This window comes from Rhodococcus sp. YH1, assembly GCF_009939605.1.
In the GTDB taxonomy this organism is placed as follows: Bacteria; Actinomycetota; Actinomycetes; order Mycobacteriales; family Mycobacteriaceae; genus Rhodococcus; species Rhodococcus aetherivorans.
In genome coordinates this window covers 1-11684 of sequence record NZ_WVTE01000298.1, presented here as the reverse complement: position 1 = coordinate 11684, position 11684 = coordinate 1, and the positions used below count along the sequence as shown (strand labels likewise).

The window sequence follows — 11684 nt, the reverse complement described above, 5'->3', positions numbered from 1 at the left end:
CCTCCCGCTCATCGCCGACGGACACCGAAACGGGGGTGCGGGCCCGAAGCCCGCACCCCCGTCGTGGTGTCCGTCAGATCAGCTTCGCGAGCGCGAACGCCTGACGGGTGGCGAACACCAGGCGCCGCGGCGCGTAGGCGTCACCGAGAATGTGCACCTCCCGCTCGCCCTCGGCAGCCGGGCCGTCCTTGATGCTCTCGTACAGGCCGGCGTCCCCGATGCCACCGCAGGCGAGCACCACCGAGTCGAAGCCGTCGACCTGGTGCGTGCGGCCGGAGTAGACGTTGCGGGTGACCACCCCGGTCGGGGTGATCTCGACGACGTCCTCCATGAACCGGTACTGCACGCCCTTCTCGTCGAGGCGCCCGAGGATCGCACCGACGATGTAGCGGCCGAGCAGCTGGCCCGCGACCTGAGTCGCGTAGACGATGGTGACGTCGTGACCGCGATCGGTGAGGAAGTCGGCGAGCGACAGCGGCGGCATGTGATCGTCCTGCGCGACGATCAGGACCCGCTTGCCGACCGCGGCGTCGCCGTTCAGGACGTCGCGGATGTCGGCGACGTTGTCGCCGTACACGCCCGGGATGTCCGGGATCCGGCGGGTGGAGCCGGTGGCGACCGCCACCACGTCGAATCCGGCGGCCTCGATCTCCGCCTTCGTCGCCGCGTGCCGGTAGTCGATCTTCACGCCCGCCCGCTCGAGCCGGCGCTGCTGCCAGTCCAGGTACTTCTCGAACATGTCGTACGTGGGCGCGTTGATCGCGGTGCGCAGCTGGCCGCCGAGCACGTCGGACGCCTCCCACAACTCCACGTCGTGGCCCTTCTCCCGGGCCAGGGCCGCGAACTCCATGCCCGCCGGGCCGCCACCGACGACGAGCACGCGCCGGGGGTCGGTTACGGTGGGCCACGGCCCGTCGACCTCGTTGCTGGTGACGGGGTTGACCGCGCAGCCGAACGGCAGGCCCTCGACGTAGCGGCGGCTGATGCACTCGTTGCCGCCGACGCAGGGCCGGATCTCGTCGACGCGGCCGGTGCGGACCTTCTCGATGATCGACGGCTCGGCGATGTGCGCGCGGGCCATGCCGACGACGTCGGCGTCGCCGGCCGCGAGGATCCGTTCGGCGACGTCGGGGTGGTTGATGCGGCCCGTGTGCACGACGGGCAGCGACACCGCCCGCTTGAGCTGCCCGGCGAGATCGCTCCACTGGCCGGCCTCGTAGAAGTGCGGCTGGATGTAGGACGGGTTGCCCCACGGGCTGCCCACCACGCCGTGGAAGTAGTCGACGAGGCCGGTGCTCTCGAGGTACTGCGCGATCTCGATGGCCCCGGTGATGTCGTAGCCGCCCGGGACCTCCTCGCGCAGGTTCAGCCGGATGCCGATGACCATGGACGATCCGATCACGTCGCGGATGGCCCGCAGCACCTCGACCGGGAACCGGCAACGGTTCTCGATCGAGCCGCCGTACTCGTCGTCGCGCTTGTTGGTCAGCGGCGAGAGGAAGTACTCGAGCAGATCGTCGTGGTTCATGTGGAGCTCGACGCCGTCGAGGCGTGCCTTCTGGGCCTGCTCCGCACAGAACTTGTACTGGCCGACGAAGTAGGCGATCTCGTCCCGGTTCAGCTTGTGTGGGACGTTGTTGATCACCGGAGCGCTCAGGACCGACGACGCACCATGCGGCATGCCGCCCTGGTGGACCATCTGCCCCGTCGCCACCGCGCCCTCGGCGTGCAGGGCATCGGAATACGCCTGTACGCGTTCGACGAAGATCGGCAGGCTGTAGTGGCCCTCGACCGTGGCGCCGACGCCGGTGGGCTCGAACCCCGGGATCACTCCGGTGTTCGGAACCCAGGCGCTGAGGCTGTCGAACCACGCGGCTCCGCCCCTCGCCCGGGACACGTAGTAGGCGAGGTTGCGTTCGGCGTCGGCCTCGGACCCGAAGATGTTGCCGATCGCCGAGGCGTGCGGCGGCAGCACCACGCGGTTGCGCAGTTTCATCGGGCCGATCTGGAACGGCGAGAGCAGGTGGGCGTAGGCGGAGTCCGGATCCGCGATCATATTGTTCACTCCTTGTTCGGTCGAGGCCCGAGCGAGCCGCCGCGTCCGTCGCCCGGCATCCTGGTCGAGTCGTGACTGACCGCGATGCGAACGGGACGGACTTCCAGGACGACTCGGTTGGGGCTGTCCAGCAGTCGCTGGAAGGCTGCGGGATCGGTCGGAGCATGACGCTCCGCGAACGCCGCATAGAACCAGCGTTTGGTCTCCGCGTCGGCGTGGACGGCGACGCGGCCGCGGACGGCGAGCATCCGCCTGCCGGGCAGGCCGGTGCCGGCATTCGAGATCACGAGCGTCACACGGGATTCACGCATCGCCGCACGTACGTGCGCGCGGTCCTTCGCGGCGGTGAGCCAGAACCGGTCGTCGTGGTGCAGGTAGCTCATCACCACCCCGGCGGGCCACCCGGCCGCCGTACTGAAGGCGAAGGTACATTCGGTCTGCGCCGCAACGAGTTCGGCGATGCCCTCCTCGTCGACCCGCAGCGTACGCAGATCCTCGTTGTCGTCGATTCCGACGGCCATCGTCACATCACTTCACGTACGCGCCGGCGTCCACCGGGAAGGTGACTCCGGTGACGTACCGTGCCTCGTCGCTGCCGAGGAACAGCACCGCGTTGCTGATGTCGATCGATTCGACCCAGGGCACCGGCAGCGTGTTCAGCGACATGAACCCCGGCATCGCCTTCTCCTGCGACGGCTCCGGATCCCCCGGGGAGAACATGCCGTACGTCCCGGGATTCTGGATCATGATGGTGTCGACGTTCGTCGGGTGGATGGTGTTGACCCGGATGCTGTGGGGACCGAGCTCGTTCGCCATGGTCCGCATGAGCCCGACGATGCCGTGCTTGGCGGCGACGTAGTGGGCGACCTGCTGAATGCCCTTGAGGCCACCGATCGAACTGGTGAACATGATGGACCCACCGCGGCCCTGCTCGATCATCGTGGGGATCGCGACGACCGCGGTGTTGAAGACGCCGGTGAGGTTGACGTCGATCATGTCGCGCCACTGCTCGGCGGTGAGTTCCCACGAGCGGCCGTAGGTGGCGATGCCGGCGTTGGCGACCACGATGTCGACGCCGCCGAGCTGCGCCACCCCGTCGTCGAAGGCGCGCTGCAGCGCCGCGCGGTCCCGGACGTCGGCGCGGTGCGCCACGATCCGCCGGTCGAGGGCCTCGACGAGCCGGACGGTCTCCTTGAGCTCGTCCTCGGTGGCCAGCGGGTAGTACGGGGTCACCGAGTCGATGTTCTCGCAGATGTCGACCGCGATGATGTCGGCGCCCTCCTCGGCGAGCCGCAGCGCGTGGCTGCGACCCTGGCCGCGGGCGGCCCCGGTGATGAACGCGACCTTGCCTTCTACTCGTCCTGCCATGATTGTCGCCCCTCTCGTGAGAATTGGTGTCTAGCGATCGACGGGGAACCGGACGGTCCCGGTGCCTTCGAGAACGCGCGCTCCGCCGAGGACGTCGAGTGTGAGGTCGCAGCGCACCAGGAGGCCGTCGGCTGTCTCCTCCACGTCGGTCACCACGCCCGCGGCCCGCAGCCTGTCACCCTCGAATACGTTGCCGAGGAATCTGAACCGGTATCCGGTGACCCGGTCCACGCCACCGGCCCAGGAGCCGAGCATGGACACGACGTAGGCGATGTTGCTCGGGCCCTGATTGACCGTGCGGTCGCCGAGGCCCAGCGCGCTCGCCGCCTTCCGATCGAAATGGATCGGGTTCGGGTCCCGCATGAGCGCCGAGAGGGTCTTCATCCGGGCCGGATCCACCGCGTCGATGGTGCGCTCGGGAATCTTCTGTCCGACGGTCGGTTTCATGCGTTCTCTCCTCGCCGCGGGAACACGATCGAGTTGGTGGTGGAGGCACAGTGCGCGCCGTCCTCGTCGTGCAGGTCGAGACGGTAGCCGACGATGTCGAAGACGCCGGTGCGCCGGCCCACCTTGCGCGTCGCGGAGACGATCTCGCCCGAGACGCGGTAGGTGGCGCCGACGCGCAGCGGCCGGTGCACCACCGTCTCGGTTTCCCCGGCCATCGGGCCGTCGGCCTCGGTGGCCCCGAACACCGCGAACAACTCGTCCCAGCTCCAGCCCATCGCGCCGGTGGCGACGAGGAACACCAGCACCGGGTGCGCACCGCCGTCGGCGGGGTCGGCGAGCATGCTGTCGAGGACGAGGTGCACCCACCACGGCTCGAGCGTGGCCTGGCCGCCGGGGAAGCGCGTGCCGACCAGTTCGGCGAGTTCGGTCTCGGTCGGCACCCGGCGTCCGGTGTCCACGGTCATCGGGCCGCCGTCGCTTCGAGATACGGCGCCCGCAGGTCCCGCTTCATGATCTTCCCGGTCGGCGCCTTCGGCAGGGCGTCGACGAAGTCGACCGAACGGGGCTTCTGGTAGGAGGCCAGGTTCCGCTTCGCGGTGTCGATGATCTCCTGTTCGGTGGCGGTGTGCCCGGGCTTGAGCACGACGACGGCCTTGACGACCTCGCCCCACTCGTCGTCGGGGATGCCGATGACGGCGCATTCGAGGACTGCGGGATGGGCGCCGATGGCCTCTTCGACCTGGATGCTGTAGATGTTCTCGCCACCGGAGATGATCATGTCCTTGGCCCGGTCGACGATATAGACGTAGTGGTCCTCGTCCCAGACCGCGACGTCGCCGGTCCACATCCAACCGTCGCGCAGGGTCTGCGCGGTCAACTCCGGCTTGTTCCAGTAGCCGAGCATGTTGGCCTCGGAGCGGACCACGATCTCGCCGGGGGTCCTGCCGTCCTTGGGGACCTCGTTGCCGTCGAAGTCGACGACCCGGATCGTGGTGCCGAATCCTTCGCGGCCGCAGGACTTCAGCCGGTGCTCGTTGATGCCGTTGACCGCGTCGAGGTGGTCCTCCTGGGACAGGAACGACATGGTCGTGCCCTCGGTCTGGCCGTATCCCTGGATGAGGGTGCACGGGAACGCCTCGAGCGCGCTGCGCACGATCGCGGACGGCATGGGGCCGCCGCCGTACTGGATGTTGCGCAGGCTCGACAGGTCGTAGGAGTCGAAGTTCTCCACGGCCATCATCCAGTTCAGCATCGTGGTGATGCCGAGGAACGCCGAGACCCGTTCCGACTCGATGATCTCGAGCGCCTGCCTGGCCTCGAAATTGACCAGCACGACCGGACATCCGTGCTTCATGTAGTTCATCGAGAGCACCACCGGGATGTGGTACATCTGGCCGGTGAGCATGTAGACGTCGGTCGGAACGACCCGCTCGGCGACGGTCTGGTTGAGCATGCCGGCGGCCGCGCTGGTGTGCGAGTGCAGCGCGCCCTTGGACTCGCCGGTGGTGCCGCCGGTGTAGAGGATGAAGAACGGGTCGTCTCCCCCGACGCTCGGCGTCCAGATCGGTTCGGCCGGGCTGGAGCTCGCGAGCAGCTCCTCGTACGTCCCGCTTCCGCCCGGGCCGAACTCGAGCCAGTGGTCGACCGTGGTGGATCGACTCAGTTCCTCTGCCACGGAACGGAACTCGGAGGCGGTGATGAGCACCTTCGGGGTGGCGTCGGCGACGAGCCCGAGCAGGGACGGAGTTGCCAGCCGCCAGTTCAGCGGCTGCAGGATCAGTCCCGCTCGGCCGACGGCGAAGAACAGTTCCTGGAACTCGATGCTGTTCTTGGTCAGCACGGCGACGCGGTCGCCCTTCTCCAGGCCGAGTCCGCGCAGTCCGTTCGCCAGGCGCCGGACGCGCTCGTCGAGGTCGGCGAACGTGATGCGGCGATCGTTGGGGACGTCGTACAACGCCATGCGGTTCGGGGTGAGGGCGGCCCACTTGGCGGGGATGAGGCCCTGGTTCATCGTCATGGGTGTCTCCGGATGCGGGAGGGTTCAGTACGGGAGGTCGAGGGCGATGTGCCGCTTGGTGAGCACCCAGTCGCCGCCGCTCCGGGTCCACTCGTCCTCGTACTTGCCCGTGGACAACACCTTCAGCGCACCGTTCTCCGCGGAGGTGATGAGCAGGTAGGACACCGTGCGGACGTTCTTCTCGTCGATCTCGTCGATCAGCAGATTGGTGGTGATGTGCCGCCGCTGGTCGGTCTGCGACTCGTGCGCGCCGCGGAACAGGCCCATGATCTCCTCGCGGCCGTTCAGCGGCCCGATGAGGTCGCCGTCGCCGATCTTCATGGTGAACACGGCGGTTTCGCCGAAGACGCGCTCGACGCCGTCCATGTCGCCGTCGTCGTAGGCGAGCGCGTAGCGGGCGAGGGCGTTTTCGATTTCGTTCCTGAGCGACATTACGACTACTCCTGCCGAGGGGAGGGAAGGAAGGGAGGTGTGATGGCAGTCACTTTATACTAATCATGCGCATTGTCTAGGGGTACGAGGACCCCAGTTTCCGCGCCGAGGGGCGGCGATCGACGCTATTCGAACATCGGGCTAATCGGACACAGTCCAGGTGTCGTGCCCGGTCAACAAGGACTGCAGGGAGTCTCGGCGGTCGAGACCGCCGGTGCGGGCGCTCTCGTTCTGCTCCCGCACCAGGTCGTCGTACGTCGGACGGGCAACGCTGCGGAACACGCCGAACACGGTGTGTTCGAGGTCCTGGTCGGACAGCCGCGACAGCGCGAAGGCGTACTCCGGATCGTCGGCGTGCGCATCGTGCACCACGATCGCACCCGGGTCGGCCGTCGCCGTGTCCACCACGCGCAGTCCGAATCCGTCACGGACGACGCACTTCTGGCCCTCGGCGCCGAACACGATCGGCTCACCGTGGCGCAGCGGGATCACCCGCTGCTCGGCGTCCTCCTTGCGCAGCACGTCGAAGGAGCCGTCGTTGAAGATCGGGCAGTCCTGATAGATCTCGACGAACGAGGTGCCCCGGTGCTCGGCTGCGCGGCGCAGCACGTCGGTCAGACCCTTGCGGTCGGAGTCGAGCGCTCGGGCCGCGAAGGTGGCCTCGGCACCGAGAGCGAGGGACAGCGTGTTGAACGGGTGGTCCACCGAACCCATCGGCGTGGACTTGGTGATCTTCCCGACCTCGGACGTGGGCGAGTACTGCCCCTTCGTCAGGCCGTAGATCCGGTTGTTGAACAACAGGATCGTGAGGTTCACGTTGCGGCGCAGCGCATGGATCAGGTGGTTTCCGCCGATCGAGAGGGCATCGCCGTCACCGGTGACCACCCACACCGACAGGTCGGGCCGGGTGACGGCCAGACCGGTCGCGATCGCCGGCGCACGGCCGTGGATGGAGTGCAGGCCGTAGGTCTCGAGGTAGTACGGGAACCGGCTCGAACAGCCGATGCCCGAGACGAACATCAGGTTCTCGCGCCGCAGGCCGAGTTCGGGCAGGAAGTTGCGGATCGCGGCCAGAATGACGTAGTCACCGCAGCCCGGGCACCAGCGCACCTCCTGGTCGCTCGTGAAGTCCTTGGCCTTCTGCGGGGTGTCGGTCGTCGGGACGAGCGCGGTGGCACTCAAGCCGAGATCGGTGCCCACGCGGCTGATCAACTCGGTCATGCCGATTCCTCCTCGCGGTCCGGCTCCGGACGGTACTCGGCCGCAGCCAGCGCGGCGGTGGTCTTGGCGTGTTCCAGCTCGCGCAGGGTGCCGGCGAGCGCGGCATCGATCGCGTCGACAATCTCGTCGGCGAGGAAGGCCAGGCCCTGAACCTTGGTCACCGGCTGGACGTCGACGAGGTAGCGCGCCCGCAGCACGCTCGTCAGCTGTCCCAGGTTCATCTCGGGCGCGATCACCGTGCGGTACCGGCCGAGTACCTCACCGAGGTTGCGCGGCAACGGGTTCAGGTGCCGCAGGTGCAGGTGGGCGACCGCGGTGCCGCGCCGCCGGGCCCGGCGGCACGCCTCGCCGATCGGCCCGTAGGAACTGCCCCATCCCACGATCAGCAGTTCCGCCTGCCCCGACGGATCGTCGACCTCGGCATCCGGGACCGAGATCCCGTCGATCTTCGCCTGGCGCAGGCGCACCATCAGATCGTGGTTGGCCGGGTCGTAGGAGATGTTGCCGCTGCCGTTCGCCTTCTCGAGGCCACCGATCCGGTGCTCGAGGCCGGGCGTTCCGGGGATCGCCACGGTGCGGGCCAGGGTTTCGCGGTCCCGGGCGTAGGGGCGCAGGGGCGCACCACCGGCGTCCGGGCCCGTCTCGTAGCCCGGCTCGATCGGGGCGAGCTCGTCTACCCGCGGGATCTGCCAGGGTTCGGAGCCGTTGGCGATGGCGCCGTCGGACAGCAGCAGCACCGGGGTCCGGTAGGTCAGGGCGATGTGGGCCGCCTCGACCGCGGTGGCGAAGCAGTCGGCCGGTGAGCGCGGCGCGAGCACCGCGACCGGCGACTCACCGTTGCGCCCGTACAGCGCCTGCAGCAGGTCGGATTGCTCGGTCTTGGTCGGCAGGCCCGTCGACGGTCCGCCGCGCTGCACGTCGATCACCACGAGGGGGATTTCGGTCATCACGGCCAGGCCGATGGCCTCGCTCTTGAGGGCCAGGCCCGGACCGGAGGTGCTGGTGACGCCCAGGGCGCCGCCGATGGAGGCCCCGACTGCCGCGCCGATGGCGGCGATCTCGTCCTCCGCCTGGAAGGTGGTCACGCCGAGGCTGCGGTGCTTGGTCAGCTCGTGCAGGATGTCGGAGGCGGGAGTGATCGGATACGTCCCGAGGAACACCTCGAGCCCGGACAGCTCACCGGCGGCCACCAGGCCGTAGGCCAGGGCGGTGTTGCCGGTGATCTGCCGGTACGTACCGGGCGGCAGGTCCGCCTTGGCCACCTCGAACGTCGTCGCGAACGTCTCCGTGGTCTCGCCGTAGTTCCACCCGGCGTGGAATGCGAGCAGGTTGCCCTGGGCGACCTGCGGCTTCTTGGCGAACTTCGTGCGCAGGAACTCCTCGATCCGCCCCACCGGCCGGTTGTACATCCACGACAGCAGCCCGAGCGCGAACATGTTCTTCGCGCGTTCCCCGTCCTTGCGGCTCAGGCCGGCCGGCTCGACCGCCCCGACCGACAGGCTCGACATCGGCACCTGGTGGATCACGAACTCGTCGAGGCTGCCGTCCTCGAGCGGGCTGGCGGCGTAGCCGACCTTGGACAGGTTGCGCTTGGTGAACTCGTCGGTGTTGACGATGACGGTGCCGCCGCGCGGCAGGTCGCCGATGTTCGCCTTCAGCGCCGCCGGGTTCATCGCGACGAGGACGTCCGGGCGATCACCCGCGGTGAGGATGTCGTGGTCCGCGATCTGGATCTGGAACGACGACACGCCGGGCAGCGTGCCCTGCGGTGCCCGGATCTCGGCGGGGAAGTTCGGCTGCGTCGCGAGGTCGTTGCCGAACGCGGCCGCTTCGGAGGTGAACCGGTCGCCGGTCAGCTGCATGCCGTCGCCCGAGTCGCCCGCGAAGCGGATGACGACTCGCTCCAGCTTGGTGGTGTTCGCGTCCGTTGTCATGGGTGCCTGCCTCTGGTCCGCATTCTGCCCCTACTGGGCTTCCTTCACGAGTTGCTTGGCCAGGGAATCGAAGATCACCTCGGTCGAGCCCTCGTAGATCCGCATGGGACGGGCCTCCCGGTAGAGGCGCTCGAGCTTCCCGCCGCGCACGAGCCCGAAGCGGCCCATGATCTGCACCGAGCGGTCGACGACGCGGGCGGCCGCCTCGGTGGCGCCGACCTTTGCCATCGACGACAGGTGCAGATTGGCGCGTGCGTCGCGGGCCGACGCGGCGGCCGCGCGGTAGGTCAGCGAGCGCGCCATCTCGATGTCGGTCCAGCAGGAGGCGAGGTGCTCGGGCACCGATCCGAGACGCGCGAGGCTGACGCCGAAGCCCTCCCGGGTCTTGGCGTGGGCGACCGCCTCGTCCAGCGCGGCCTGGGCCACGCCGACGGCGGCGCCGGCCACGGACACGCGGAACGTGGCGAGGGTGGCGAGGACGAGCCCGAAGCCCTTGCCCGGTTCCCCGATGCGGTTGCCGACCGGTACCTCGACGTTCTCGAGGATGACGTCGCTGAGCACGTGGGGCGCGATGATCTGGTGCGGGCGCTCGATGCGCAGGCCGGGCGCGTCGGCCGGGACCAGCACGAGGGAGTATCCGTCGCCCTCGCGGGCGAGGATGCTGTAGAAGTCCGCGTCGCCGCCGTTGGTGATGAAGGACTTGTGCCCGTCGACGATCAGCTTGCCGTCGCGCTCGACGACGGTGGTGCTGAGTGCCTTGAGATCGGAGCCGACGTGCGGCTCCGTCAGGCCGAGCGCGGCCACGGCCTCGAGCCGGGCCACCTTGGGCAGCCACTCCGCCTTGAGTTCCTCGGAGCCGCCGACACTGATGCAGTAGCTGCCGATGCCCTGCATCCCGAACATGGAGTCGAGGTGGGCCGACTCGGCGGCGAGGGCCTCGCGCACGATGGTCACCGCGAGCGAGTCGACCTTCTCGAAGCGACCACCGTAGGCAGCCGGCACGACGACCTCGGTGAGCCGGGACGCGGTCAGCCGCTTGCGGACGTCCGGATCGAAGCTGTCCGCCTCGTCGGCGCGCGCAGCGATGTCGGCGCACTCGGCCGCGAGGTCCCGGGCTTCCCGCTGGAGGTCGAGGTACCGCTGCGGCAGGGCGAACAGGTCCTGCTGGTCGTCACTCACCTTGTACTCCGTTCTGGCGATGCGTCCGATCCACCGGGTGCGACACGGCGGTGTGACTCGGCGCGGTCTCGGCCATTGTCGTGAACTGGATCACTATCCGCTAATCTATGATCACAATAGCAAGGAATTGGGTACCGTCAACCAGGACCAGTGGAGGAACTCGATGACCGATTCAACAACCGGCCGGACCCGCCCGGGGTTCGACCCCGTCCGCGCGTTCGATCTGACCGACCGCACGGCGATCGTCACCGGCGGCAGCCGGGGCCTCGGCCGCGCCATGGCGTTCGGGCTGGCTCGCGCCGGCTGCGACGTCGTCATCGCCAGCCGTGACCTGGCCTCCTGCCAGGCCACCGCCGACGAGATCACCGAGGAGACGGGACGCAAGACGCTTGCGCATTCGTTCCACGTCGGACGATGGGAATCGATCGAGGAACTCGTCGAGGCGGCCTACGGTCACTTCGGGAAGATCGACGTGCTGATCAACAACGCGGGCATGTCCCCGCTGTACGACAGTCTCGACACCGTCAGCGAAACGCTGTTCGACAAAGTGATCGGGGTGAACCTCAAGGGCCCGTTCCGGCTCGCGGCACTCGTCGGAACCCGCATGGCGCAGGGCGACGGCGGATCCATTATCAACATTTCCAGCGCCGGGTCCGTGCACCCCAGGCCGGACATCCTTCCCTACGCCGCCGCCAAGGCCGGACTCAACGCCGTTACGATCGGCATGGCGCACGCGTTCGGTCCCACGGTGCGCAGCAACGCAATCATGGCCGGCACCTTCCTCACGGACGTGAGCAACTCGTGGGACATGGAGGCGTTCTCCCAGCGGGCGCAGCGCTTCGCCGCCAAGCGCGGCGGACAGCCCGACGAGATCGTCGGCGCCGCCCTCTACCTCGCGAGCGACGCCTCGAGTTTCACGACCGGCTCCATCGTCACCGTCGACGGCGGCCACCCCTGATCCACCCGGAAGGACACGACATGACCACCGCCACCACCGCCGTCACGCAGCAGCGCTTCCAGCTCGCCTACG

11 protein-coding genes are annotated in these 11684 nt (G+C 68.5%); 1 reads left to right on the top strand and 10 read right to left on the bottom strand.

The window, feature by feature from the left end; genetic code table 11:
• Positions 1–73: 73 nt before the first annotated feature.
• The 10 genes from AIIKEEIJ_RS32395 to AIIKEEIJ_RS32350 all read right to left on the bottom strand — a co-directional run bounded on the left by AIIKEEIJ_RS32395 (position 74) and on the right by AIIKEEIJ_RS32350 (position 10654).
• Positions 74–2056, bottom strand: a complete 1983-nt coding sequence (locus tag AIIKEEIJ_RS32395) for an oxidoreductase (RefSeq protein WP_161996709.1) — start codon at positions 2054–2056, stop codon at positions 74–76.
• A 5-nt stretch (positions 2057–2061) separates the two neighbouring features.
• Entirely contained in the window at positions 2062–2577 is a 516-nt protein-coding gene (locus AIIKEEIJ_RS32390) for a pyridoxamine 5'-phosphate oxidase family protein (RefSeq protein ID WP_161996708.1), read from the bottom strand.
• Between the two features lie 7 nt (positions 2578–2584).
• Positions 2585–3424 carry a mycofactocin-coupled SDR family oxidoreductase gene (locus AIIKEEIJ_RS32385; protein WP_006934097.1) on the bottom strand — a complete coding sequence of 280 codons (840 nt, stop codon included), beginning with the start codon at positions 3422–3424 and terminating at the stop codon, positions 2585–2587.
• A gap of 30 nt (positions 3425–3454) precedes the next feature.
• Complete coding sequence (locus tag AIIKEEIJ_RS32380; protein WP_161996707.1) at positions 3455–3871, bottom strand: MaoC family dehydratase; 417 nt, start codon at positions 3869–3871, stop codon at positions 3455–3457.
• Positions 3868–4335, bottom strand: coding sequence for a hypothetical protein (locus AIIKEEIJ_RS32375; RefSeq protein WP_043802042.1), 468 nt, complete (start codon positions 4333–4335; stop codon positions 3868–3870). The genes AIIKEEIJ_RS32380 and AIIKEEIJ_RS32375 overlap by 4 nt, the downstream gene beginning before the upstream one ends.
• Complete coding sequence (locus tag AIIKEEIJ_RS32370) at positions 4332–5888, bottom strand: AMP-binding protein (protein ID WP_161996706.1); 1557 nt, start codon at positions 5886–5888, stop codon at positions 4332–4334. The genes AIIKEEIJ_RS32375 and AIIKEEIJ_RS32370 overlap by 4 nt, the downstream gene beginning before the upstream one ends.
• A gap of 24 nt (positions 5889–5912) precedes the next feature.
• On the bottom strand, positions 5913–6320 hold the full coding sequence (locus AIIKEEIJ_RS32365) for a nuclear transport factor 2 family protein (protein ID WP_006934104.1): 408 nt from the start codon (positions 6318–6320) through the stop codon (positions 5913–5915).
• A 141-nt stretch (positions 6321–6461) separates the two neighbouring features.
• Entirely contained in the window at positions 6462–7541 is a 1080-nt protein-coding gene (locus tag AIIKEEIJ_RS32360; protein ID WP_043802038.1) for a 2-oxoacid:ferredoxin oxidoreductase subunit beta, read from the bottom strand.
• On the bottom strand, positions 7538–9475 hold the full coding sequence (locus tag AIIKEEIJ_RS32355; protein ID WP_029546545.1) for a 2-oxoacid:acceptor oxidoreductase subunit alpha: 1938 nt from the start codon (positions 9473–9475) through the stop codon (positions 7538–7540). Before AIIKEEIJ_RS32355 ends, AIIKEEIJ_RS32360 begins: the two co-directional genes overlap by 4 nt.
• Positions 9476–9505: 30 nt before the next feature.
• Positions 9506–10654, bottom strand: a complete 1149-nt coding sequence (locus tag AIIKEEIJ_RS32350; RefSeq protein WP_082120290.1) for an acyl-CoA dehydrogenase family protein — start codon at positions 10652–10654, stop codon at positions 9506–9508.
• Positions 10655–10817: 163 nt separating this feature from the next.
• Here AIIKEEIJ_RS32350 and AIIKEEIJ_RS32345 point away from each other — a divergent pair, with 163 nt between their 5' ends.
• Positions 10818–11612 carry an SDR family NAD(P)-dependent oxidoreductase gene (locus tag AIIKEEIJ_RS32345; RefSeq protein WP_029546546.1) on the top strand — a complete coding sequence of 265 codons (795 nt, stop codon included), beginning with the start codon at positions 10818–10820 and terminating at the stop codon, positions 11610–11612.
• The last annotated feature ends 72 nt before the right edge of the window (positions 11613–11684 follow it).